Genomic DNA, 24462 nt, shown 5'->3' with positions numbered 1-24462 from the left:
AGCTCGACTCTACAAATGCAAAGTCGAGCAAGCTCGACTCTACCGGAGCAGCGGTTACCATCTGGATTCCACGAGCAGGAATCTCATCCATGCCCCCCGTCCTTGCCCGCACGACCGTGTGCGTTGCACTGCTGGCCACCCCGATGCTGGCGCTGACGCAGGGCTCGATCCTGCCGCAGCAGCGTGACGCTGCGGGCAACGTGATGGAGCCGTTGGGGCAGGTGCTGATCGCCAATGAGACGGGGCCGGCGGGGCTCTACGAGTGCACGCGGGACGGCAACTGGTGCGTGCGCGTGCAGCCGGTTGCCAAAGATGGTGACCGGCCGACCGTGCTGGAAGTACTTGAGAAGGAACCGGGCCAGGGCACGCCACACACCTACCACGTCAGCATCGACGTGCCGCAGGAAAGCGAGCTGTCGCTGTGGCCGTGGATCGTGCGGCTGGCACCTGGCGTGGGCAGCGATGAACCGGTGACCGACCCGCAGCAGCGCGCCCGCCAGAATGTGCTGGTGGGTGGCATCGTCACGTTCAGCGCCATTTACTCCGGTGGAGGTGCCGACGCGTCCACGCTGCAACTGGCACGCGTGCGCCACCTGCAGGACGACATCCAGGTGGACGACGACGTGTTGACCGTGCCATGGCTGGGCAATGCGATGATCCGCGCCTGTTTCAGCGAACAGGACATCAAGCAGCGCGCAGGTGCCTGCCATGACGAATACGGCTTCTCGGCGAAGCTGGCGCTGGATACGGTCGCCGAGGGCATGCCGGTGCTGCGCTACCAGACCGTGGCGACCCGGTTCCCGGCCGGTGTTTCGCGCTTCGAGGATTCGCTGGCCAAGGGGCCGTTGAAGAAGCAGGATCTGCGCACCGAGCAGGACCCGGCGTGCACCTACACGCGGCTGTTCCGCTTCAGCGATGGGGTATTCCACCCCGACCAGGCGCTGCCGGATTGTGCGGGGTATACCGAACCCTGAAATGTAGAGTCGAGCCATGCTCGACTGGTTTTCTGCGCGACCCATCCGAAAAGCCAGTCGAGCATGGCTTGTATGTTCCTCCCGGCTCCTACGAGGTATGTAGGAGCCAGGGTGGAGGGACCGTCAAGCATGCATCTGCGGATACTAGCCGACAGACGAGTCGAGCGATCCCCATCCCGCACACGAACGTCGATAAAGGATCGTACGGCCCCCAAAGGGGATCGTCGATGTAGGCAAGCTAACGTCGGTGCGGTACCACCCCAGCCCCTTAAAGATAGCTGGGAGCCGTACAAATGTCTGATTCTCTCGATATTGGCGTGGACGTGGACTCCAAGGAGTTCGTACCGGCAGTGGCCGACCGCAAGGCCGGCGACAGGATCGCCAACACCCGGGCCGGCATAGCCCAGTGGCTCAACACCTTGCCCCAGCGATGCCGGATTGGCATGGAGGCGACGGGGCGGTACTACGAGTTGTTGGCTCCGATGGCTGGCCAGGCAGGCCACGTTGTCTATGTGATCAATCCACGTCTGATCAAGTACTACGGCCGGGCGACGGGCTCGCGTGGCAAGACGGACGCCATGGACGCCGAAGCGATCGCCCGGTACGTGAAGAAGGAGAGCGATCGCCTGCGTGAATACGTACCGCGTACCGACGAGCAGCAGCAGATGCACGATTTGCTGCGCAAGCGGCAGACGCTGGTAAAGACACGCGCGCGCCTGGAGCAATCCTTCGGGGTAAGCAAAAGTGCCCCCGGGGAGCTGTCAGATCTGTTCTGCGCTCTGGCTGGGACGCTGTCCGAGCTGGAAAGCGAACTGCAGCGCTTGGGTCGCGATGGAGAGCATGGCGCGCTCTACAAGCGCCTGTTGACCATCCCTGGTATCGGCCCTGCCGTCGCCGCTCACCTGATTTACTACATGACGCGCTGGCCGTTGGCCAACGCCAACGCGTGGATCGCCTGCACGGGCCTGGATCCCCGGCCCAACGAGTCTGGCGGCAGAACGGGACGGCGTCGGCTGTCCAAACAGGGCGCGCCAGTGCTGCGCCAGATGCTCTACATGGCCGCAATGGGGCTCAAGCGGTGTCGCCGGGGGCAACCGCTCTACGACGAGCTGTCAAAACGCGGTCACCCCAGCACCGCCGTCTTCAACATCCTGGCCAGAAAGCTGGCCAGGATCGCCTGGGGTGTCTTCAAAAGCGGCCGGGACTTCGATCCGGCCATGCTGAAGGTGGGTCAAGCCTGCTTCCAGCAGGCTTGACCGCGAACATAGGATCTCGACTCTACAAAAGCCCGCTGCCGCGCTTACTCGCAGCGGGTGGACGTGATGATGTTGTCCTTGTCCACGAACACGCGCAGGCGGTCCGGGCGGATGTCCTTGGTGGTGATGGTGCTGGGGCCGATCGGGTTGACCAGGCCGGCACCGCTCTCGCGGGACAGGCGACGGATGTTGGGCTCGTTGGCCGGCTGGCCGATCGCCCAGCCCAGCTGGCTGGCGTCGCAGCGGCCACTGCCTTTGACTTCCGGGCCAGGGGTGCTGACGCAGGCCGACAGCAGCAGGGCGGAGGCCGGCAGCAACAGGGACAGACGGAATGCAGACATGCGAGCGCTCCTGCGCAGGGGAAGATGGCGGGAACGATAGCACCGAGCGTGCGAAAGGCGTCAGCGCCCCGGTCATTGCCGGCACAGCGTGGTCATTGCATAGTGAGAGGAATAGCTGGCAGTACGCCAGCGGGCAGGCCGGGCCTTTCCGGCGCAGGTGTTGGATACGGTATGACGGCAGGCAGTTTCCGCGGCAAGGACAAGACAATGACGGCCCTGATGTTGTCGTTGCTGGGCGTGGCGTTTGCCGCCTCCGCTGCCGATCCGGAACCCGAGCAGGTCCAATCCCCGGTATTCGGCGCCTGGCGCAACCTGCAGACCGAATCCGGCTACGCGCCGGCGCAGCGTAACCTGGCCTTCGCCATGCTGCCGCAGGCGGCCACCCGCGGCGACCGTTTCGCCATCCTCGACCGCGAGGGCAAGCGGGCGGTGTGCTGCCTGCAGGTGGCCAGCCCCTCGCTGGGCGTCGCTGCGCTGCGCGGGGAGTACCACCTGCCGCAGGCCTGGGTGACGGACCTGAGCAATGGCCGTAGCCCTGCACGACCCTATGTGCCGCACGTCTATGCGATGCAGCGGGTGGACGAGCTGGCCGACTACAGCTTCGCCGATGTACCTGGCGCCTACAGCGACCTGGGCGGTCTGCTGATTCCGGAAGGTGCCGCGCTGGAGGCCGACGGCAGTGCCGTGCGCCTGGGGGACAGCCGCTACCCGCTGCATTTCCAGCGCCAGCCGCACGCCGATGACGATGGCGCGCTGGACCGCTACAGCCTGCAGGCCGGCGAGGGTGCCGCCCCGATCGTGGTTGAAGTGCCGTTCGGCACCTACTGATTGCAGCGTTGCACTGGCTAGAATGCAGCGCGGCGCTGTCTGCCGTGCCTGCTCCGTGAGTCGTGCCGTGTCCTTGCGCCCCTTCCTGCTGTCGTCCCTGCTGCTGTTGTCTGCCTGTGCCAGCGCGCCTCCGCCGCCGGCCCATTCCGATGCATTGTGGCGATTGATTGAACGTGACTGCCAGGGCGCCGAAGGCCCGCGTGGCGATTGCCTGCGGGTGGAGACGGCAGCAGACCGCCGCGATGTGCTGGTCAAGGACGCGCACGGCGACTACCAGTTCCTGCTGATGCCGCTGGACAAGGTCAGCGGCATCGAGAGCCGCAGCCTGTACCAGCGTGGTGCACCCAACTACTTCGGCGCGGCCTGGCTGGCCCGCACCCACACCGAACGGGCGCTGGGCCAACCGCTGCCGCGCAACGTTGCCAGCCTGGCGCTGAATTCACCGCATGGCCGCTCGCAACATCAGCTGCATATTCACGTGGATTGCCTGCGTGCCGACGTGCTGCAGGCGCTGGACACGCATGCTGCCGCTCTGGGCAGCCAGTGGACACCGCTGCCGGTGCTGCTGCGCGGCCATCAGTACCAGGCACGCCTGCTGCCGGGCGCAGAACTGACCGCCAATCCGCTCAATCTGCTGGCCTACGACCTCGCAGGCGTGGACGACGTCGGCCAGTGGAGCCTGGTTGTGGCGGGCCGGGACGCCGTGCAGGGCGTCCCGGGCTTCATCCTGCTGGCCACCCGTGTGGACGCGGGCACCGGCAACGAGGCCAGCGCCGAAGAGCTGCAGGACCACGCCTGCTCGGTGCTGACCGGTGCCGGCAACGCGCTGGAGCGGGTGCGCTAGTCCAGCACGCTGTGCTTGCTCCGCCACATGGGGGCGGTCAGCGCCAGCAGCTGGCGATCCTGCCAGCCATCCAGATCCAGATGATGGTCGCGCAGCAGGCCTTCCTGCTCGAAGCCGAAGGCCCGCAGCGCGGTGGCGAACGGATCACTGCAGTCCGGTGGCAGCATCACGAACAGGCGATGCAGGCCGACGTCCTCGAACAAGAACGGACACAGCGCCTGCAGCGTCGCGTCGGCATGCGGGTGCCAATGCTGCAGCGACAGCAGTTCGGCGCTGCGCGCGTGTAGTGATTGCAGCCGTACGTGCAGCTGGTCCAGTACGTTGCCGTGCTCGTCATCGAACACACCCAGCAGCAGCTGGTCGTTGTCCTGTTCCAGGCGTGAGCGATGCATGTGGGCGAGGAAGCGCGCTTCCTCATCGATGACGGACGGATCGCGGCGGCCGCGCCGGCGGCGGTCATCGAACAGGCGCCAGCGCGGCAGGTCGGCACGCTGGAAAGGGCGCAGGGTGACCGGTGCGGCCTGCAGCTGCAGCAGGTGACGGCGCAGCACCGGGCGCAATGGGGGAAGGGGGGAAGTGGGGTACGGGGTCATCATCCGGGGCACGATGGCCGTGCCTGCAGCCCTGCACCATTCAAAACATTGCAAAAGTGTGGTGGATGGCACTGCGGGTCTGATTCGGTTCAGGCATAAGGCCATCAGGCCTGGTCATTTCCGTTGAAACCCCCCATTCAGGACACTTTCGTTACGGGATCGTTATGCGCCGTACAGGCCGCTGCCCCCGTACCACCACCCGCCCAACTCCCCAGGAAGCCCATGTCCGCCTCCCACAAGGCGCTGCGCCCGCGTCCGCTGGTGCTCGCACTGTCGTCCCTGATGCTGGTCTCGCTGCCGGCCTTCGCGCAGGAAAGCGCACCCACCACATTGCAGGAAGTGAAGGTCACCGGCTCGCGCATTCCACGCGCCAGTGTGGAGGGCCCGTCGCCGGTGACGGTGATCAGCCGCGAACAGATCGATGCGCAGGGCTACCGCAATGCCTTCGACGCACTGAGCGCGCTGACCGAGAACACCGGCAACGTACAGGGCGAGGACTTCGGCAACACCTTCACCCCGGCTGCCAACACCATCAACCTGCGCGGGCTGGGCCCGAACCGCACGCTGGTGCTGGTCAACGGCCGCCGTCAGGCCGACTACCCGCTGGCCTACGAAGGGTCGGTGAACGTGGTCAACCTGGCCAACATTCCCAGTGCGCTGATCGAGCGCATCGAGGTCCTGGCGGCAGGTGCATCGGCGGTATACGGCTCCGATGCGATCGCCGGCGTGGTCAACATCATCCTCAAGGACCGCTTTGAGGGCGTGGATGTGAATGTGCGCGCCGGTGGCACCCAGCAGGGTGGCGGCGACAACCAGCGCGCGCAGGTGGTCGGTGGTAGTTCCGGCGAGCGTTGGGATGCGCTGTTCGGCTTCGAGTTCGATGTGCGCAAGGCGATCCACGCGCGCCAGCGCGATTTCATGGATTCGCTGGACGATGATCCGGCCGGCAAGGCACCGCAGGCGACCGCGATCGCCTATCGCCGCAATGCCGCCACCGGCCGCAACATCGATCCGGGCGTCACTGGCTGCGACGGGGCGTCTGACATCTATGGCGGCAGCGTGTTCCGCGCCTTCAACCCTCGCCAGGGCTGGTACTGCGGCAGCAACGAGGCCGCCGCCAGCTACTGGACCGTGCAGACCCAGAAGCGCAACCTCAATGGCTATGGCCTGCTGACCTTCCACGTCAACGAGACCACTGACCTGTTCGCCGATGTCGCCGTGGGCAGCGCGCGGATCTACAACAACACGCGTGCGCCGACCTGGACCTCGGCCCGCAACTACTTCTACAACCAGACCACCGGCAACCTGGAAAGCTGGTACCGGCGCTTCGCGCCGGAGGAAATCGGCGGCCTGCCGCGCAATGCCAACCGCTTCCTGGAAAACTCGTGGTCGTTCAACGTCGGCGCACGTGGCCAGATCGGCGACAGCGGCTGGGACTATGAGGCGGTCTACAGCCGCTCGCGATACGAGAACCGCACCCGCCGCCCGGTGCTGCTGGCCGGCATCAACGAATACCTGCTCGGCCCGAAGCTGGGTGTGCGCAACGGCGTTGAGGTCTATGCGCCGGATCCGGCGCGCCTGTTCCAGCCGTTGACCCCGAACGAATACGAGGGGCTGTCCGACTACCAGGAAAGCCGTAACGCGGCATGGCTGCAGACCTTCAGCGCCAGCGTCAACGGCCGCCTGTTCGCGCTGCCTGGGGGCGATGCGGCGTTGGCAGCGGTGGTCGAGGCCGGCAGCCAGGGCTATCGCAACCGACCGGACCCGCGCCTGGGCAGCGGCGAGTTCTGGAACACCAGTGCAGGCGTCGGCGCCGGTGGCGAGCGTGACCGCTACGCTGCAGGTGTGGAGCTGCAATTGCCGCTGCTGCAGTCGCTGACCACCACCCTGGCCGGTCGCTATGACCAGTACCGTGCCGGTGGCGAGCACATCGGCAAGGCCACCTGGAGTTTCGGCGTCGAGTTCCGTCCGATCGAGAGCCTGCTGATCCGTGGTACGGCGGCGACCAGCTTCCGTGCGCCGGACATGAACTACGTGTTTGCCACCGAAACCCGCGGCTACAACCCGGGCATGACCGATTACTGGCGCTGCCGCACTGCGGGCCAGTCGTACGACAACTGCGACTACAACGGCCTGTCGATTGATTACAGCAACCGCGCCAATGCGCAGCTGCAGCCGGAATCGGCCAAGTCGTATGGTTTCGGCGTGGTCTGGTCGCCGCTGTCCGGCCTGGATTTCAGCGCTGACTACTACGACATCCGCATCGACAACGAAGTGACCAGCCTCGATACCAGCCGCATCCTGCGTGATGAGGCCGATTGCCGCCTGGGCCGGACGCTGGGCGGCGAAGCGCGCGATATCGGTTCGCCGCTGTGCCAGGACGCGCTGTCGCGGGTGATCCGCAATCCGTCCGATGCCACCGTGCAGCCGGACCAGGTGACCCGGGTGCTGATCAATCCGATCAACGCGGCCTCCGAATCGGTTCGCGGCCTGGACCTGAAGGGCAACTGGCGTTTCGATGCCGGTCGCTATGGCCGCTTCACCACGCGCCTGGCCTACACCGTGGTGCTGGAGCACAAATACCGCCAGTTCTCCGATGATCCGGAGCGTGACATCCGCAATTCGCTGGATGACTACCAGTGGCGCAGCAAGGCCAACGGCAGCATCACCTGGAACCAGGGTGACTGGACCACCACGCTGTACGGCAACCGCTTCGGCTCGCTGCCGAAGACCGATGGCAGTGGCCGCATCGCGCCGTACATGACGTACAACGCCAGCGTGTTCCGCCAGTTCGGCGAGAACCTGTCGGTGGGTGTGATCGTCAACAACCTGCGTGACAGCCGCCCGCCGGCGGACAAGAACGGTGGCGGCTGGCCGTTCTACCCGGTCGGCAACTACGACCCGTATGGCCGCCAGTACTGGGTGCAGCTGGACTACCGGTTCCGCTGATCCCGCAGGCGAACGAAAGGCCCAGCATTGCTGGGCTTTTCTTTGTGCAGTGCACCCGTGTTGCCGCTGCGCGCGTGGCATGCTGTGGCGCTACCCGGAGGAGGATGCGCATGGATGTCAGGGTGTGGAGTGTGATTGCAGTGGTGGCCATTGCAGGTTGCAGTGGCAGGCAGGCGGCCAGCGTGGAGGATGCCGCGAAGGTGGCCAATGCCGCGCCTGCGCAGTCTCACGCGCAGCCAGCGGAGCACGCTGGGCCATCGCGCGCGGCAACGGCATCGAGTGCCACGACGGCGGCAGCTGGGCTCGCGCAACCGGAGGGGCACTTCCTCGAGGGCGAGCGCATGCTGCTGAGCGAGGGTGCGGTGTCCGTGCAGAAGAGCGAGGCGCTGCTGGGTTCCGACAAGGCTTTCGCGCAGGCGATCAGCCAGTTCGAGCGCGATGCGGCCGGCCACCCGGAAGTGCAGGACCTGACCCGGCTCTACAGGACGGCCGCGACCCGGCTCATCGGCAGCGACGGCACGCTGGTGTCTTTCGCCTGTGGCTACAGCCTGTGTGTTGGCGAGATCCGAAGCCGTACCGATGAGGATTTCAGTGCCTGGTCCGAGGCGATCGGCACGGACAAGGCGGCCCCGGTCTACAGTCTGACCACGGCACCGATGACATGGGGCAGGGACCAGCGTGGTGGGCGCTTCGTGTTCTCGGTGGATCCTGCAGCCAACGCCATCACGGGCCCGTAGCCGTCGGATGCCCGGCGCCGCGGCGCGTTACGGAAGCGCCTGCTGCAGGTACGACTCGATGACGTAGCTGAAAGGCTGCTGCTGGCGGTCGCGCAGCAGGGCACGCACTTCCAGGATCACGCCGTGATCGCCTTCGCCCCGCGGCGGCCAGAACGTCTGGTCAGCCAGGGTCTGGCGCTGGAAGCCGAGCGGGCCGACCACGCGACCGAACGGTTCGTCGGTGCTGTCCAGCACCTGGTTCATGGCCGGGCTGAGGTGACCAGGCAGGTACCAGTTGTCGGCCTCGGACAGCACGCGGCTGCCGCAGACCAGCTGCACGCGGCGATAGCGCAGGTCGGTACCCGGCTTCACGCCCAGCGCCTGCAGCACGTCGGCGGGGGCCGGCTTGTCCTGGCCGTGTATGCGCACGGCGCGCACCCGCGCCTGTTCGGCCAGGCCGTGCTCGGCGCACCAGTGTTCCAGCGTGGCGGTGGCGCTCTGCCCGGACAGCACGCGCTGGTGCAGGCGCTCGACCAGCGCAGCCGGGGCGATGCGCTGCTGGCCCGGCGGCGACTGCAGCGGCGCGGCGGCCGCAGCATCAGTGGCGGACAGGCTGGCGATCGGAGCGGCGGCAAGCAGGGACGCGGCCTGCCAGCGGCGGAGACGATCGTGGCGGTCGGACGGGCCCATGCGGCATCACAGCGGAAACAGGCGCCCATGTTACCCGTTCAGGGGGGTGCACGGCGTGGCTGCGACCGGTTGTCGCAGGGGGAATCATCGTTCTGGTGAATGCGTGCCATCCAGATATTTCGTTGGCCGATGGCTGCGGCGAGGCGCACGATGGCGCCATTCTTGGCATTTCGGGAGTTCCCGATGACCCTGCAGTTCATCCACGGTGGTGTCGACCGCGACGGCGCGCCACTGCATTTCCATATCCGTGATGGCCGCATCAGCGGGCTCAATGGCGAGGCCGCGCCGGCTGAAGGGGCGGAATGCGTCGACCTGCAGGGCTTCGCGGTGCTGCCCGGGCTGGTCGACGGCCACATTCACCTCGACAAGAGCTTCGTCGGTGACCGTTGGCACCGGCATCAGCCAGTGAACAGCCTGCGTGAGCGGCTGGCGGTGGAAAAGGCGGCAGTGGCGGCTGCGGCGCCGATGGTCGATCGCGCCGAGGCGCTGATCCGCCAATGCAGCGGCTTCGGCACAGTGGCAATGCGCTGCCATGTCGATATCGATGGCAGCACCGGCCTGCGTCACCTGGAAGCGGTACGCGAGGCCGCATTGCGCTGTGCCGACATCATGCGCATCCAGCTGGTGGCGTTCCCACAGGCCGGGGTGATGTCCTGTCCCGGCACCGCCGCCGTACTGGAGCAGGCCCTTGCTGCGGGCGTGGAGGTGCTCGGCGGCATCGACCCGACCACGCTCGACGGTGATGCCGAAGGCCAGCTGGCGCTGCTGTTCGGCCTGGCTGAGCGCTATGGCGTGCAGCTGGACATTCACCTGCATGAGCCCGGCGAAACCGGCCTGGCCCAGCTGCTGCGCATCGCCGCGCGCACCCGGGCCGCTGGCCTGCAGGGGCGGGTGGCGGTCAGCCATGCCTATTCGCTGGGCGAAGTGCCGCTGGCGCGCGCGCTGCAGGTGGGCGAGGCGCTGGCCACGGCCAGCGTAGCGATCATGAGCAACGCGCCGGGCGATCATCCGTTCCCGCCGCTGCGCGCGTTGCATGACGCTGGTGTGCGCGTGTTCGCCGGGAACGACAACATCCGCGACTGCTGGTGGCCGTATGGCAACGGCGACCTGTTGCAACGCGCGATGCTGCTGGGCTACCGCTCCGGCTTCCATACCGATGCCGACCTGATGCTGGCGCTGGACATGGTGACCACCCATGCCGCGCAGGTGATCGGGCTGCCACAGTACGGTCTTGTGGAAGGGCATCCGGCCACATTCGTGGCGGTGCGTGCCGACCACGGCCCGGCCGCTGTGGCCGCAGTGCCGGTGGAGCGACGCGTGGTAGTTGATGGCCGTTGGCTGTAGATCCAGGCCATACGTGGATGAATGTGGCCGCGCGGTGGTTCCATCCACGCATGGCGTGGATCTACCCACGACGCCACGCCAGTTCCGGTTGCGCCGAGCCATGCTCGGCAGCTTTTCAGGCGTAATCGTCGGCGCGGGTGGCGACAAATTCCTCAAGCCACGCCAGCAGATGGGCGATGTCGATGAGCTCGCCCTGCTCGATGCGCTTGAGCAGCAGCGTGCTGGCGCCGATCTGCAGGCTGCTGTCGGCATAGCGCAGCACCGCGTCGATGCCCCAGGCATCGGTGACCTGCATCCAGGCCAGGCCCGGCACGCGTTGGGCCAGGGTGTCACCGAACGCCACGCCCAGCGCTTCCCAGCCATCGCCGTCATCACGGTCGATCAGCTCGGCATCGACCACGCGCTGCAGCGTGGTGGCCGCCAGCGGCCATTGCACCGGCAACGTCGGAAAGCCGGCGGCCACGCGCGCAGCGATCAGCGAGCGCTGGTGCTGCAGATGCGTCTGCAGTGCAGCGGGCAGGGGATCGAAGCGGGTGGGGATTTCATCGGACATGGCAGAGCGCCGTGGGACACGGAAACAACGGGCACTCTACGAGGCGATGTTGCCCGCCGTGCGGCCGGATTGGCCAAGTTTCGATGCTTGATGCGCGAAAGGCATCCACGCATGGCGTGGATCTACCGTGCTCAATCCGGTTCGCGTTGCACCTGCCGCCACAGTTCGCTGGCCAGCGCTCGCACGGCATCATCGGCATCGGAGCGATGCAGCAGGCCGATCTCGTAGTTGTCGATCACCGGCAGCTCGCGCTCGCCATCGATGATGCGGTGTTCGCGGGTGACCGCGCGGCGCGGCAGCAGGCTGATGCCGATGCCATCGGCCACCGCACCCTGGATGCCACTCAGCGACGAACTGGTGAAGGCGATGCGCCAGCGCAGGCCCAGCGCCTCCACGGCGTGGATCATCTCGTCGCGGTACAGCCCGCGTGGCGGGAAGGTGACCAGCGGCAGCGGGTCCAGCTGCAGGCAGCTGCTGCGCAGGCTGTCGATCCAGTGCATCGGCTCGCGCCGGCAATGCACCGCCTGGCGGCTGTTGCGGCGTTGCTTGACCAGCACCAGGTCCAGCTCGCCGTGGTCGAAGCCCTGCGCGAGGTCACGGCTGAGGCCGCTGCTGATCTCCAGCTTCACCTGCGAGTGGCGACGGCTGAAAGCGGCCAGCATGCGTGTGGTCTGCGCGTTGACGAAGTCCTCGGGCACACCGATGCGCACCGCGGTTTCCACGGTGGCGCCGGCCAGCGCCTGTGCCATTTCCTCGTTCAGGTCGAGCATGCGCCGCGCGTAGCCGAGCAGGGTGTGGCCGGCATCGGTGGGGTGTACGTCGCGGTGGCCGCGTTCGAGCAGGCGATGCCCGGCCAGTTCCTCCAGCCGGCGCACCTTCTGACTGACCGTGGACTGGGTCGAATGCAGGCGCGTGGCCGCAGTGGTGAAGCTGCCGCAGTCGGCCACCATCACCAGCGCCCGCAGCAGGTCCAGTTCGAACAGGGTTCTATTCGATTTGGCACTGTCTTGCATTTGAACATTTCACTTCTGGATACCAATGCCGACTTCTACCATGCAGGGCAGGGGCCGGCAATGCCCGGCTGTTGCTACCGTCGCACGGCGCTCCGTGGCGACGGTCATGAGGAGACACCGTCATGCGCGTCCATCGTTCCCCTGGCTGGCCTGCGCCGTTCGCGCGCGTGCTGCTGTTGTTCCTGCTGGCCATGGTCTCCCCGGCCTGCACCGCAACGTCCAAAGCCGACGTCGATGGCCGCCTGCGCGATGCTGCCAGCCGTGGCGATGCCGATGCGCTGCGACAGGCGATCGAGGATGGCGCCACGCTGGAGGCGCGCGATGGCCAGGGCCGCACCGCGCTGCTGCTGGCCACGCATGGCAACAACGTGGATGCCGCGCGTGAGCTGATCGAGGCCGGGGCAGACGTCAACGCCAAGGACGCGTTGCAGGACAGCGCCTACCTGTACGCCGGTGCGCGCGGCCTGGACGAGATCCTGGCGATGACCCTGGCGCATGGCGCCGATCTGCGCAGCACCAACCGCTATGGCGGCACCGCGCTGATTCCGGCCGCCGAGCGCGGTCACGTCGCCACTGTGCGCACGCTGCTGCGGGCCGGTGTGGCGGTGGACCATGTCAACCGGCTGCACTGGACCGCGCTGCTGGAAGCGATCCTGCTCGGCGATGGCGGTGCGCGCCACGTGCAGATCGTGCAGCTGCTGCTGGAGGCCGGTGCCGACCCGGAGCTTGCCGACGGCGACGGCGTGACGCCGCTGGCGCACGCGCGCCAGCGCGGCTATACCGGAATTGAGACCCTGCTGCGCCAGCACGGCGCGGTGCGCTGAATGCAAACCCCTTCCACCCGCACGCTGGGCGTGCCCATCAGGATGCTGTCCATGTTCCGTTCCCGTCCGTTGTCCCTTGCCATCCTCCTTGCAGTGGCCCCGCTGTCGGCCTCGGCCGCCGAGCGCGCTGACCTGTTGATCCGCAATGCCACCGTGGTCGATGTCGAGCACGCCAGCACCTTGGCCGGGCAGAGCGTGGTGATCCGTGGCGAGGACATCGTCGCCGTCGGCCCGGACGCGCAGCTGCGCAGCCAGTGGAGCGCGGCCCGCCAGATCGATGCCAAGGGCAAGTACCTGATTCCGGGGCTGTGGGACATGCACGTGCACTTCGGTGGTGGCCCGGCGCTGATCGAAGAGAACAAGGCGCTGCTGCCGCTATATATCGCGCACGGCATCACCACCGTGCGCGACTGTTCCGGTGACCTGCCCGAGCAGGTGCTGCAGTGGCGCGGCGAGATCGCCAAGGGCACGCTGTTTGGTCCGCGCCTGCTCAGTTCGGGCGCGAAGATCGAAGGCATCAAGCCGGTCTGGAAGGGTACGATCGAAGTGGGAAGCGAGGCCGACGCCGACAAGGCGATCGCCCGCCTGCAGCACGACAAGGTTGATTTCGTGAAGATCACCGACAGCACGCTGAAGCCGGAGCTGTTCCTGTACTCGGCCAGTGCTGCGCGCAAGGCCGGCTTCAAGGCCTCGGGGCATATTCCGATGGCACTGACCGTGGAGCAGGCGGTCGATGCGGGCCTGGCCTCGATCGAGCATCTGGATTATGCATTCAAGGCCGGCAGCAAGGACGAAGCGCAGATCGCCGCCGACTTCGGTGCCGGTCGCATCGACCGCGCCGAAGCCAACCGCCGCCTCGACGCCAGCTTCGATCGTGATACGGCGATGCACGCCTACCGCGATTTCGCCAAGCGCGGCGTGTTCGTGACCCCGACCCTCAACGGTGGCCGCATCCTCGATTTCCTTGACCAGGATGACCACGCCAACGATCCGTACCTGGCCTACATCGGCCCGGGCCTGCGCGCGACCTACCAGTGGCGCGTGGACCGCGCGGCGAAGGCCGCGCCGGCACAGATCGAAGCGCGCCACGCGCAGTACCACCAGGTGGCCGCGGTGCTGCCGATGCTGCAGGAAGCCGGTGTGGCGATCATTGCGGGCACCGATGCGGGCTTCCTCAACTCGTTCAACTTCCCGGGCATCGCCCTGCACCAGGAATTGCAGCTGTTCGTGAAGGAAGGCCTGAGCGCACCGCAGGCGCTGTCGGCCGCAACCCGTTCCGGCCCGGCCTGGTTCGGCCAGATGGACCGCTACGGTGGTGTCGCACAGGGCAAGGCCGCCGATCTGGTACTGCTGACCGCCAACCCACTGCAGGACATTGCTGCCACCGAAAAGATCGACAGCGTGATCCTGCGCGGCAACGTGTATGACCGCGCCGCACTGGACAAGATGCTGGCCGACACCAAGGCCAGGGTCGCAGCGTGGAATGCCGAGGCGGCCAAGGCCAACTGATTGCGTGGCGGGGCAGAATCCACGCATGGCGTGGATCTACCCGTACCATCAGTAGATCCACGCCATGCGTGGATGATGCGGCCGATGACCTAACGCGGCGCCGGCCGCATTCCATGCAATTGCGGCAGCGCGGCCTTCATCGCATCGATGAAGGCGCGCAGCCGCGGCGGCTGCTGGCGCGCGGCGGGAAACACCACGTGTACCGGCAGTGCCGGCGCCTGCCAGTCCGGCAGCAGCTGCACCAACCGCCCTTGTGCGAGATCGTCGGCCACCAGCCAGGCCGAGACCACCGCTGCGCCCAGCCCCGCACATGCGGCCTGCTGCACCACGAACAGGTTGTCGCTGAGCAGGCGCGGGCTGATCGACAGCGTATGCGCGCGGCCCTGTGCGTCATGCAGCAGCAGGCGTTCGCGGTAGTAGGTGACCAGCGAGATCCACGGCAGTGACTGCGCCTGTTCTGGAGTGCTGATCGCGGTGGCCTGCACCAGCGAGGGTGCTGCCACGACGATGCGCGGCACTTCGGCGAGCGGTAGTGCGACCATGCGCGGTTCGTCGACGGGGCCCACCCGCACCGCGCAGTCGATGCCTTCTGCGATGAAGTCCGGGCGCCGATCCTCGAGGATCCACTCCAGGCTCAGCTGCGGGTGCTGGGCGAGGAACGCGAGCATGGTCGGCAGCAGCTGCGCCTGGCCGAAGGCGTGCGGCACCATCACCCGCAGGCGTCCACGCAGCGTTTCCGGTTCGCCGTGCAGCTCGGCCTGCAGCGACTCCCACTCGTCGATCACACGTTGCGCATGACGCTGGCAGCGTAGGCCATCCTCGGTCAGCTGCAGGCCGTGGGTGGAGCGCTGCAGCAGGCGCAGGCCGAGCTGCCGCTCCAGTGCCTGCAGGCGTCGGCTGACCGTCGGCTGGGTGGTGCCCAGCTGCAAGGCCGCAGCAGACAGGCTGCCGGCATCGACGATGCGCAGGAAGGTGCGCAGAAGATCCAGACGATCGGCGCCGGTGGCGAGGTCATTCATGCGCTTTACGTATGAAGTGTATGTGCGAAAGGCTACTACAGACGTCTCGCGAATACCGGCAGGATAGGCCCACTTCCCCCACCGGACTCCCCATGTCTACCCCCTCGCTGTCCGTCGCTGCGGCACCCGCGACCGCACCCTCCACCCCGCTGGTGATGGCGATGGCAGCCGGCGCCGGCTTCTCGGTTGCCTCGCTTTACTACAGCCAGCCGATGCTGGGCCTGATCGCCCAGGATCTCGGCGCCGGCGAGCGCGCTGCCGGCCTGGTACCGACCTTGACCCAGCTGGGATATGCGCTTGGCATTCTGCTGCTGGCGCCGTTGGGCGACCGGTTCGACCGCCGCAACCTGATCCTGTGGAAGTCCGCGTTGCTGGCGTTGGCGTTGGGCGCTGCTGCGATGGCTGGCCACCTGCCGGGCCTGCTGATGGCCAGCCTGCTGGTCGGGCTGATGGCCACGCTGGCGCAGGACATCGTGCCGGCTGCAGCGGTGCTGGCGCCGGATGTGCAGCGCGGCCAGATCGTCGGCCGGGTGATGACCGGCCTGCTGCTCGGCATCTTGTTGTCACGGGTGGTCAGTGGCGTAGTGGCCGAAGCGTGGGGTTGGCGCACGCAGTTCGTGCTGGCCGCGGTATCAGTGGCGGCGATGGGAGCGGTGATGGCGCGTGCGCTGCCGCGCTTCGCACCGACCAGCACACTGCGCTATCCGGCGTTGTTGGGTTCACTGCTGGCGTTGTGGCGCGAGCAGCCACAGCTGCGCCGTGCGGTGGCCAGCCAGTCGCTGCTGGCGGTGGGCTTCAGCGCGTTCTGGTCAACCCTCGCGCTGATGCTGCATGCACGGTTGGGGCTGGGTAGTGCCGCAGCGGGTGCATTCGGCATTGCCGGTGCGGCCGGCGCATTGGCCGCGCCGTTTGCGGGTCGATTCGCCGATCGCTTGGGTTGCCACGCCGTGGCGCGGCTGGCGATCGCGGTGGCGCTGCTGGGCTTTGGCCTGCTGTTGACCGAGTCGTGGCTGCCGGCCGCTGCGCTGCTACCGCTGCTGGTGGTGAGCGCGCTGCTGTTCGACTTCGGCTTCCAGTCGGCGCTGGTGGCGCACCAGACGTTGGTCTACGGACTGGTGCCGCCGGCACGCAGCCGGCTCAATGCGTTGCTGTTCACGGGCATGTTCATCGGCATGGCCGCCGGTGGTGCGCTGGGCAGCCTGGCGCTGGCGCAGTGGGGTTGGAACGGCGTGGCCTGGCTGGCGGTGGTGTGCGCGGGTGGCAGCCTGCTGCTGCGTTTGAGGTAAGGATGGTGTTCGGCAGGGCTTGCAGCCCTGCACCTGCTGGAAGCTGGAGCAACAGCAACAGCAACAGCAACAGCAACGGCGGGTTTCCTGTTGGGTGGTGGGGCGGTGTCGGAGTGCGGGGACGCCGCAAGTACGTCCTTGTAGCAACTGTGTTGCTGGAGAGTCTCAGGCCCGTCAGGTAAACGGGCACGGTAGTGCCGGCCGCTGGCCGGCAGCCTTTGGTCTTTCGCCCTGGCTCGCCTCAGGCGGGGACTAGCCCGCTTTCAGCGTCGCGCACACGGGCGTTGAGGATGACCAGCATCTTCCGCATCACTGCCACGATGGCCACCTTGCCTTCCTTGCCGCGGGCTCGTAGCGACTGGTAAAAATCGCGCAGCCGAGGTTCATGCCGCATGGCCGACATTGCCGCCATGTAGAGCACTTGCCGGATTTCGGCTCTTCCACCATGGATGCTTCGTTTTCCTCTCATCGTGCCACTGTCGTGGGACATCGGGGCTACCCCGACCAGGCTGGCGATGCGCTTGCCAGTGATCCTGCCAAGCTCTGGCAGATAGCTGGCTAGAACTGCCTGCAGCACAGGCCCTACGCCCTTCATCGACTTCAGCATCTTCAGTTGAGGCTGCTGACCAACCTGCTCGACGATCTGCTTGCCCAGACGCTCAACCAACGTTTGTAGGCGGGTGATGTTGCCCTGCAGTAGTCGGCGCAGTTCACGATCAAGCACCATTTCCTGCTGCTGCCGCGCGATGGTCAGGGCGTCCATCGCCTGCCGACGTGCCCGAACGAACTCCCGCATCTTCTGCTGCCAAGACTGCAGCGGCTGATAGGGAGGCAGCTTCACCAGGGCGGCCATCTGCGCTAACGCGTAGGCATCCAAACGGTCGGTTTTGGCAATCTGACCCAACCCCTGAGCCAGTTTCCGGGCGCGCAAGGCATTGGCACGGGCCACCGGATGACCGGCCTTGTGCAGGAAATCCAGCACCGGCTGCTCATAGCCCCCCGTGGCTTCAAGCACGATCTGGCGGGTCGGACGCTTCTTCAGCCAAACATCCAGCTCAGAAAACCCGGAGCGGTTGTTGCTGACCTGCAGGGTTTCTCCGTCCGTCGTACCGATATCCAGCTGACGCTTGCTGACATCAATCCCGATCCCGTTCATCACCTGACTCCGTATAGTCTGGAAGGGTCGAGAGCTCCCCCGCTTGCCCAGTCTTATCGCTTCGAGTGGTCGCTCCAGCAACTGTTCGGGCGGATCAAGGGAGATTCCGGCGTGGGCGCCAAGCTACATGGCGATCGTCGCGATCCTGGTTACGGATCGTCGAGATCTAGGCTCGCACGGCGGCCCACGCCGGCTCTCGACGCCTACGCTGCCAGATTCCGATCAGATAAGGCTTGGCAGCCGCATCCATGCGGCTGACACCCCGCACTCCGACACCGCCCCACCTCTGACAGATTCCGGTGGCTGTTGGTAGGTGTCGACCTTGGTCGAAATATCTGTCAGATATCGAATGAGTCATCCACGCATGGCGTGGATCTACTGTGTCGACCAAGGTCGACACCCACCAGGGCAATACGCCGTTCCGACAGATCGCGGCCAACTGTCGAAGGCGGGGTGGGTCCGGTTGCGGGGGCGTGAGCCGCATGGGTCGGGCGCATGCGCCCGACGGGTTGGGCAGGACGCCCAACCCCGGTCTTGCCGTGTGCGCAGGACAGCGCACACGAGCAAGCGGCGACCGAGCTTACATGGGTGAGGGCGCTTTGCTTGCGAAGCACGGCTTCGCAAGCGCCCGAACGCACAGCCGCCAGCGGCTGGGCCGGGCCCCGGAGGGGGACTTGCAGCGTCCCCGCACTCCGGCACCACCCCGCCATCCCATGGAAAGCCCGCTGTTGCTGTTGTTGCTCCTGAGGTTGCCGGCCAGCGGCCGGCACTACCGCGGGTGCAGGGCTGCAAGCCCTGCCGAACAACCCCTAATCGTGACCGCTGTCGTCCAGGCTGATGATCCCGCGCCGCAGCGCCTGGGTCACCGCATGCGTGCGATCACCCACGCCCAGCTTGTCCATCAGGCTCTTCATGTGCGCCTTCACCGTCTGCTCGGAAATCTGCATGCGCTCGCCGATGCGCTTGTTCGACAGGCCGCCGGCTACATGCCTCAGTACCTCGGTTTCGCGCGGCGACAACCGGTCTTCCACCACATGCGCGGCGATGCTGGCCGCCACCGCCGGGGGAATCGGTGCGCGGCGGCCGCCAGCGACCATGCGGATCGTATCGACCAGCTCATGGCGCAGCATGTCCTTCAGCAGATAGGCGCTGGCGCCGGCCTGCAGCGCGCGGACCGCGCGTACGTCACCACGGTAGGTGGTCAGCACGATGATGCGCGCGCGCGGGTCCATCGCGCGGATCCGCACGATCGCTTCCACACCATCCAGCCGTGGCATCTGCAGGTCCATCAGCACCACGTCGGGCTGCAGCCGCTGGTAGCAGGCGATGGCTTCCTCGCCATCGGCGGCTTCGCCGAGCAGGCGCAGATCGGGTTGTGCGCCCAGCAGCGCCGCCAGGCCGTCACGCAGCAGCGGGTGGTCGTCGACCACCAGCACGCCGATCAGGGCAGGGGACTCAGTCATGGTTTGCTTTACTCCAGGGCCAGCGCCAGCGCGATGGGCGGCGGTGATACAGGCGCCGGGCGGGAACCGCCAGCGCGACTTCGGTTCCCAGTCCGGCGCGGGTCCACAGCTGTAGTTCCGCACCGAGGCGCTGCGCGCGCTCACGCATGCCCTGCAGGCCCCAATGACCATGGCCGGCATTGTCGTCGGCGATGCCGACGCCATCGTCGCGCACGTGCAGCAGGAAGCACCGCGTGCCGTAGGACAGCTCCACTTCGATGGCGCTGGCGTTGGCGTGACGCAACGCATTGCGGATCGCCTCACGCCCGATCAGGAACACTTCTTCGGCCGCGTCGGCCTGCAGCGGTGGCGTTGCACCTTCCACGGTCAGGCGCAGTGGGTTGGTGCCATGCCCGGCGTACTCGGCGTGCACATCGGCCAGTGCCGAAGCGAGGTCGCGGCCAGCGAACGGTCCCTCACGCAGGGCATTGACCCGCTCGCGGCCCTCGGCCAGGTTGCGCTCGGCCAGTTGCATCGCCGATTCCAGCTGGCCGCGTACCTGCTCCGGGGTCTGCGGCGACTGGCTGATCGCGTGCAGGCGCAGGATCAGGCCCTGGCTGCCCTGCAGCAGGGTGTCGTGCAGGTCGCGTGCGATGCGTTCGCGTTCGCCATTGCGTTCCTGCAGGCGCGCGCGGAACAGCGCGGCCAGCTGCCCGCTGCGGATGCGCACCGCCATCACCAGCAGTGCGAGGATCGCGGCCGCACACAGCAGCTTGAACCACACCGTCTGCATGAAAGTGGGGGCGATGCGGAAGCTGCGACTGGCCGGTGCAGTGCTCCAGATGCCGTCTTCGTTGGCGGCTTCCACCTCGAACCGGTAGTTGCCCGGAGCGAGGTTGGTGTAATACGCGCGGGTGCTGCTGCCGGCATCCTGCCAGCCGTCGTCGACGCCGGACAGGCGATAGCGGTAGCGGTTGCGCTCCGGGCGCGCCAGCGACAGCGCCACGTAATCGATCTGCAATTGGCTGGTGCCGGCCGGAAGGCGCAGGCCATCGCGCAGTGGCTCGTGCTCACTGCCATACAGCACTTCGCCGATGCGCACGCTGGGCGCCATGGTGTTGACGTGCGAGCGGGTGGTGTCCAGCCAGGCCAGGCCCTGGTTGGTGGCCAGCCACAGCAGTCCGTCATCGGCCAGCGTGGCGGTGGCGATCGGTCCGCTCTGCAGGGCGATGCCCGGCATGCCATCCACTGCATCGAACAGGCGTGGCGTCACCGGCAGCCCGGTCCGCAGCGTCCGTCGCAGCTGATCGCTCCCCAGCCGGACCAGGCCACGGCTGCCATTGAACCAGAGGTGTCCGTTCGGATCGGCCACCATGCCGGTGATGCCTTCCAGTACACCGGCCATGTCGGTTCGCACCGGAACGAAACGACCGTTGCCAACGCGCGCAGCCAGACCGGCTTCGCCGGCGACCAGCAGCAGGTCCTGGTGATGCAGCATTGCGGTGATCGGCCCCACCGACAGGCCCTGGCTGGCATCGAAGCTCTCGATGTGGCCCGCGCTCATCCGGCGCAGGCGGCCGTCGGCATAGCCGAGCAGAAGCTGGCCATGGGCATCCAGCGCCAGCGATGAGCAGGCCTGCTCGGGCAGGCGGACCTCGCGCTGCCATTGGCCATGCAGGTAGTGCAGGACGCCGCGTTCACCCGTGCATACCCAGGCCTGCGCGTCGTCGGGGAACAGCAGGGCGTGCAGCGGTTGCCCGGTGAACGGGGCCGGCAGCGGGATCAACGAGGTGTGGCCGGCGACCGTGCGCGCAAGATTGACCCAGTCGAACTGCCAGATCGGCGTGGGTGCCTGGCGCGCGGCGGCCTGCAGCTGCGGGGCACTGCCATCCAGCAGAGTGCGCCGCAGATCGTAGGGTTTGAGGTCTTCGCCATAGCCATACACGCGGCCATCGCTGGCCCGCACCAGCGAGCGGTAGGGATCACTCGGGCCCACTGCCAGGGTGTGCACGCTGCGTGCGCGGAAGCGGTTGAGGCCGAGGTTGGTGCCGACCCAGAGATTGCCTTCGCGATCGACGATGATCGGCACCGCGGAGGTGGCGGTCAGCCCGTGCGGCGAATCGAAACGCTCCATGCGCACGGCGCGGCTGCCGTCGAAGGTGATGCGGGCGACGCCGCCGTGCGGGCTCATCGTGGCCCACAGCGCGCCATCGGCAGTGAACTGCAGGCGTGCAGCAACCAGTTCCGGAAGACGCCGCGCTTCACGTTCGCTGGCCGCCAACAGGCCCTGCGCGTTGGCCAGGGGTGAGGTGCCGCGCACCCGGTCGGCCAACCACACTTCACCCTGCGGGCTTTCGGCCAGCGTTGCCATCTGCGAGACCGCGATGCCGGTGTCCTCGAACGTGGTCTGGCCGGCCGCACGCATCCAGATCTTCAGGTCGGCCAGCACCCAGAACCTGCCCCGGCTGTCGTGCAGCACCCACTGCACACGGCGTTCGGGCAGGCCGGCTGCGGCCGGCAGTGGCTGCCAGCGCTGTCCATTAAAGCGGCGCAGCCCGCCATTGATCGCCGCCCACAGCTGGCCCTGGCGATCCTGGCTGAAGCGTGGGACCACGCCGACCGGCACCCCCTGCTCGCGGCCGTAGTTGTGCAGCCTCCCCTGTGCGAACCGGCTGATGCCGGCCTGGAAGTAGCCGATCCACAGGGCACCGTCGGCGGCATGCGCCAGCGTGACCATGTTGGTGGACGGGAACTGGCTGCCGACGGGCGCTGCCTGCCGTTCGAAGCGACGGCCATCAAAGCGGTACAGGCCCGAGCCGGTGGCCAGCCACAGCAGGCCGTCGCGGTCCTGGGTGATGTCCCAGATATCGCCGGGTGCGCCCTGGCCGACCCGCCACGCGGTGTGCTCGTAACCGGGCAGCCCGCCGCTCACCGGCGGGCGCTGCACGGCAAAAGCGGGCAGGGCGGTCCACAGCAGCAGGCACGTCAGCAGCGTCGGCAGGCGACGCAGGAACGGGAAGGGGCGGCCACGCATGGCGCGCATTCTGGCAGGTGCGGGGCAGTCCGGGGTGACCCGAACGGGGTAGGCGGTCGCCGCCGCGGTCGGTTATCACGCCGGCATGCCCTGTGGAGCCCGGCCATGCAGCGCCTGTTCGTGATGTTCCCCGACCGCGGGCCGGGCATCGGCCTGCTGTGGCTGCGGCTGTGCCTGTCCGCGGCACTGTGCACGCCCGGCACGCATGCGGGCGGGTGGTCGGCGCTGTGCCTGCTGGCAGTGCCGATGCTCACGCTGGGTGTGTTGACGCCACTGGCCGTGCTGATGGCGGCCGTGGGCCTGCTCGCGCAGCAGGCGCCGTGGTCACAGGTGGTGCTGCCCTTGGCGCTGTTGATGTTGGGCCCTGGCGCCTATTCACTGGATGCGCGGTTGTTCGGTCGTCGCCTGCTCGGGCGTCGGCCTCCCCCATTCGGGTAGGTGCTGGCCTCGACCGACGGGGGTAGGGCATCGTGCGGCGGCCACGCACCATGGGGCACCCCCTCGCGGCGTCCCGCATGGCCACCGTCTTTTCGCCCGATCCGCCCGCCGTGGCGCTGGCACCGCAGCAGGCCGCCGCATTGCAGCGCGCCCTGCGCTATGTCGATGAGCACCTGTCGCAGCCGCTGCGGGTGACCGAGCTGGCCGCAGCCGCCTGCGTCAGCCGCTTCCATCTGGTGCGCCTGTTCCGGACCGGTACCGGTGCAAGCCCGCTGCGCTACGTGCGCCGTCGTCGCATCGAACGTGCGCGCCAGTTGTTGCCGGTCGCGCAGCTGCCGATGTCCTGCCTGGCGCAGCAGCTGGGCTTCTTCGACCAGAGCCATTTCGTCCGCAGCTTCCGCGCCGAAACCGGCTGCAGCCCCGGCCAGTACCTGGCCGGCGATGCGGCCCTGTTGCTTCCCCCTGATCGTGTTTCCAACGGAGTCCAACCATGAGCCTTGCCACCGCCACGCCCGCCCCGGCCCTGTTGTCGCCCACCGACCATGCCCTGGTGCTGATCGACTTCCAGTCGCAGATGGCATTCGCCACCCACACCATCGATATCTCCGCGCTGCGCAACAACGTGTCGTTGATCAGCAAGGGCGCCAAGGGCTTCAACGTGCCGGTGCTGCTGACCACCGTCGCCGAAGCGTCGTTCTCCGGCCCGATGTTCCCGGAACTGCCGGAGATCTTCCCGGGCCAGACGGTGTTCGACCGCACCTCGATGAACACCTGGGAAGACCAGCCGGTGATCGATGAGATCAACCGCATCGGCAAGCGTCGCCTGGTCGTTGCCGGCCTGTGGACCAGCGTCTGCATCGTCGGCCCGGCGCTGTCGGCGCTGGCGCAGGGTTTCGAGGTGTATGTGATCACCGATGCCTGCGGCGATGTCAGCGAAGAAGCCCACGAGCGTGCGATCACCCGCATGGTGCAGGCCGGTGCAGTGCCGATGACCAGCGTGCAGTACCTGTTGGAGCTGCAGCGTGACTGGGCGCGTGGCGAGACCTACGAGCTGACCACCGGCATCGCCCGCGACCACGCCGGTGGCTATGGCATCGGCATCCAGTACGCCAAGCGCATGTTCGGCGCGCAGGAAGGCGGGCACTGAGCATGCTGGCTGGCCATGGCCTCGACCTGGCCCTGCTGATGCTGCGCGTGGCAGCCGGGGGATTCCTGCTGCCACACGCGCTGGGCAAGCTGTTCGGTTGGTTCGGCGGTCCTGGGCTGGCCGGCTTCGCCACCGAACTGCGCGGTTTCGGCCTGCCAGCGGTGGCACCGCTGCCGCTGCTGCTGGCCCTGCTGCAGGTGCTGTCAGGGCTGGCCGTGCTGCTGGGCTGGCAGACCCGCGTCGCCGCGCTTGCAGCGGCGGCCTTCATCGGCTTCACCGTTCTGTTGGCCCTGCCCAAGGGCTGGTTCTGGATGCGCGGTGGCAGTGAGTACCCGTTGATGTGGACCACGGTACTGCTGGCCCTCGCGCTGACCGGGCCCGGCGCCTGGGCACTGGACGGCCAACGCCTTCCGGGAGATCTCGCATGAGTCACGATCCACTCGATCACGGCCGCCGCAACGTGGTGCTGGCCGGCAGCGCCGCGGTGGCGCTGGGTCTGGCCGGCC

At 67.3% G+C, this 24462-nt stretch carries 23 protein-coding genes; 14 read left to right on the top strand and 9 right to left on the bottom strand.

Annotated features, from left to right (window positions below):
* Positions 1 to 89 precede the first annotated feature (89 nt).
* Positions 90 to 974 (top strand): hypothetical protein, encoded by an 885-nt coding sequence (locus ACZK4Z_RS13095; RefSeq protein ID WP_125894609.1) that lies wholly within the window; start codon positions 90 to 92, stop codon positions 972 to 974.
* A 293-nt stretch (positions 975 to 1267) separates the two neighbouring features.
* Entirely contained in the window at positions 1268 to 2230 is a 963-nt protein-coding gene (locus ACZK4Z_RS13090; RefSeq protein WP_478450857.1) for an IS110 family transposase, read from the top strand.
* Positions 2231 to 2274: 44 nt separating this feature from the next.
* Here ACZK4Z_RS13090 and ACZK4Z_RS13085 read toward each other — a convergent pair whose 3' ends face one another.
* Positions 2275 to 2571 carry an I78 family peptidase inhibitor gene (locus tag ACZK4Z_RS13085; protein ID WP_006373100.1) on the bottom strand — a complete coding sequence of 99 codons (297 nt, stop codon included), beginning with the start codon at positions 2569 to 2571 and terminating at the stop codon, positions 2275 to 2277.
* A 171-nt stretch (positions 2572 to 2742) separates the two neighbouring features.
* Between ACZK4Z_RS13085 and ACZK4Z_RS13080 the strand changes: the two genes are divergently transcribed.
* Together ACZK4Z_RS13080 and ACZK4Z_RS13075 are read left to right on the top strand one after the other, a co-directional pair.
* A complete protein-coding gene (locus ACZK4Z_RS13080) occupies positions 2743 to 3399 on the top strand; it encodes a hypothetical protein (protein ID WP_049463092.1) in 657 nt (218 codons plus the stop codon).
* A 67-nt stretch (positions 3400 to 3466) separates the two neighbouring features.
* Positions 3467 to 4243 carry a CDP-diacylglycerol diphosphatase gene (locus ACZK4Z_RS13075; protein ID WP_125895867.1) on the top strand — a complete coding sequence of 259 codons (777 nt, stop codon included), beginning with the start codon at positions 3467 to 3469 and terminating at the stop codon, positions 4241 to 4243.
* Here the strand turns inward: ACZK4Z_RS13075 and ACZK4Z_RS13070 are convergent.
* Entirely contained in the window at positions 4240 to 4839 is a 600-nt protein-coding gene (locus ACZK4Z_RS13070; RefSeq protein WP_125895868.1) for a GNAT family N-acetyltransferase, read from the bottom strand. The two genes, ACZK4Z_RS13075 and ACZK4Z_RS13070, sit on opposite strands and share 4 nt — an antisense overlap.
* Before the next feature lie 219 nt (positions 4840 to 5058).
* Here ACZK4Z_RS13070 and ACZK4Z_RS13065 point away from each other — a divergent pair, with 219 nt between their 5' ends.
* Positions 5059 to 7785: a TonB-dependent receptor plug domain-containing protein gene (locus ACZK4Z_RS13065; protein ID WP_125895869.1), complete on the top strand. Its 2727-nt coding sequence runs from the start codon at positions 5059 to 5061 to the stop codon at positions 7783 to 7785.
* Between the two features lie 104 nt (positions 7786 to 7889).
* Positions 7890 to 8522 (top strand): hypothetical protein, encoded by a 633-nt coding sequence (locus tag ACZK4Z_RS13060; RefSeq protein ID WP_260467380.1) that lies wholly within the window; start codon positions 7890 to 7892, stop codon positions 8520 to 8522.
* 27 nt (positions 8523 to 8549) lie between these two features.
* Here ACZK4Z_RS13060 and ACZK4Z_RS13055 read toward each other — a convergent pair whose 3' ends face one another.
* A complete protein-coding gene (locus ACZK4Z_RS13055; RefSeq protein ID WP_049398456.1) occupies positions 8550 to 9191 on the bottom strand; it encodes a hypothetical protein in 642 nt (213 codons plus the stop codon).
* 183 nt (positions 9192 to 9374) lie between these two features.
* On the opposite strand from ACZK4Z_RS13055, the gene ACZK4Z_RS13050 reads away from it, so the two are divergent.
* A complete protein-coding gene (locus tag ACZK4Z_RS13050; RefSeq protein WP_125895870.1) occupies positions 9375 to 10535 on the top strand; it encodes an amidohydrolase family protein in 1161 nt (386 codons plus the stop codon).
* A gap of 115 nt (positions 10536 to 10650) precedes the next feature.
* Here ACZK4Z_RS13050 and ACZK4Z_RS13045 read toward each other — a convergent pair whose 3' ends face one another.
* Together ACZK4Z_RS13045 and ACZK4Z_RS13040 are read right to left on the bottom strand one after the other, a co-directional pair.
* On the bottom strand, positions 10651 to 11088 hold the full coding sequence (locus ACZK4Z_RS13045; protein WP_121503529.1) for a DUF3806 domain-containing protein: 438 nt from the start codon (positions 11086 to 11088) through the stop codon (positions 10651 to 10653).
* A gap of 131 nt (positions 11089 to 11219) precedes the next feature.
* A complete protein-coding gene (locus ACZK4Z_RS13040; protein WP_125895871.1) occupies positions 11220 to 12101 on the bottom strand; it encodes a LysR substrate-binding domain-containing protein in 882 nt (293 codons plus the stop codon).
* A 122-nt stretch (positions 12102 to 12223) separates the two neighbouring features.
* Here ACZK4Z_RS13040 and ACZK4Z_RS13035 point away from each other — a divergent pair, with 122 nt between their 5' ends.
* Both ACZK4Z_RS13035 and ACZK4Z_RS13030 read left to right on the top strand, forming a co-directional pair.
* Positions 12224 to 12925, top strand: coding sequence for an ankyrin repeat domain-containing protein (locus tag ACZK4Z_RS13035; protein WP_125895872.1), 702 nt, complete (start codon positions 12224 to 12226; stop codon positions 12923 to 12925).
* Positions 12926 to 12976: 51 nt separating this feature from the next.
* Positions 12977 to 14434, top strand: coding sequence for an amidohydrolase family protein (locus tag ACZK4Z_RS13030; protein WP_478450856.1), 1458 nt, complete (start codon positions 12977 to 12979; stop codon positions 14432 to 14434).
* Positions 14435 to 14523: 89 nt separating this feature from the next.
* Here the strand turns inward: ACZK4Z_RS13030 and ACZK4Z_RS13025 are convergent, their stop codons facing one another.
* On the bottom strand, positions 14524 to 15453 hold the full coding sequence (locus ACZK4Z_RS13025) for a LysR family transcriptional regulator (RefSeq protein ID WP_125895874.1): 930 nt from the start codon (positions 15451 to 15453) through the stop codon (positions 14524 to 14526).
* Positions 15454 to 15545: 92 nt separating this feature from the next.
* On the opposite strand from ACZK4Z_RS13025, the gene ACZK4Z_RS13020 reads away from it, so the two are divergent.
* Complete coding sequence (locus tag ACZK4Z_RS13020) at positions 15546 to 16739, top strand: MFS transporter (protein ID WP_125895875.1); 1194 nt, start codon at positions 15546 to 15548, stop codon at positions 16737 to 16739.
* A 241-nt stretch (positions 16740 to 16980) separates the two neighbouring features.
* Here ACZK4Z_RS13020 and ACZK4Z_RS13015 read toward each other — a convergent pair whose 3' ends face one another.
* From ACZK4Z_RS13015 to ACZK4Z_RS13005, 3 genes are all read right to left on the bottom strand, one after another.
* The gene (locus ACZK4Z_RS13015; RefSeq protein ID WP_107314970.1) at positions 16981 to 17895 is read right to left on the bottom strand and encodes an IS110 family RNA-guided transposase; all 915 of its coding nucleotides are present in this window, start codon (positions 17893 to 17895) and stop codon (positions 16981 to 16983) included.
* A gap of 809 nt (positions 17896 to 18704) precedes the next feature.
* The gene (locus ACZK4Z_RS13010; protein WP_107432195.1) at positions 18705 to 19358 is read right to left on the bottom strand and encodes a response regulator; all 654 of its coding nucleotides are present in this window, start codon (positions 19356 to 19358) and stop codon (positions 18705 to 18707) included.
* Positions 19351 to 22380, bottom strand: coding sequence for a sensor histidine kinase (locus tag ACZK4Z_RS13005; protein WP_125894350.1), 3030 nt, complete (start codon positions 22378 to 22380; stop codon positions 19351 to 19353). The genes ACZK4Z_RS13010 and ACZK4Z_RS13005 overlap by 8 nt, the downstream gene beginning before the upstream one ends.
* 96 nt (positions 22381 to 22476) lie before the next feature.
* On the opposite strand from ACZK4Z_RS13005, the gene ACZK4Z_RS13000 reads away from it, so the two are divergent.
* The 4 genes from ACZK4Z_RS13000 to ACZK4Z_RS12985 are packed head-to-tail and all read left to right on the top strand — an operon-like array spanning position 22477 to position 24384.
* Positions 22477 to 22809: a hypothetical protein gene (locus tag ACZK4Z_RS13000; protein ID WP_125894352.1), complete on the top strand. Its 333-nt coding sequence runs from the start codon at positions 22477 to 22479 to the stop codon at positions 22807 to 22809.
* Positions 22810 to 22859: 50 nt separating this feature from the next.
* A complete protein-coding gene (locus ACZK4Z_RS12995) occupies positions 22860 to 23303 on the top strand; it encodes a helix-turn-helix transcriptional regulator (protein WP_053091059.1) in 444 nt (147 codons plus the stop codon).
* Positions 23300 to 23956 (top strand): hydrolase, encoded by a 657-nt coding sequence (locus ACZK4Z_RS12990; protein ID WP_049422794.1) that lies wholly within the window; start codon positions 23300 to 23302, stop codon positions 23954 to 23956. The genes ACZK4Z_RS12995 and ACZK4Z_RS12990 overlap by 4 nt, the downstream gene beginning before the upstream one ends.
* Before the next feature lie 2 nt (positions 23957 to 23958).
* A complete protein-coding gene (locus ACZK4Z_RS12985; RefSeq protein ID WP_049398467.1) occupies positions 23959 to 24384 on the top strand; it encodes a DoxX family protein in 426 nt (141 codons plus the stop codon).
* Positions 24385 to 24462 lie beyond the last annotated feature (78 nt).

The organism is Stenotrophomonas sp. 71799_Sma (assembly GCF_056482505.1).
The sequence above is the reverse complement of the archived record's forward strand: the minus strand, read 5'-3'. Positions and strand labels throughout refer to the sequence as shown.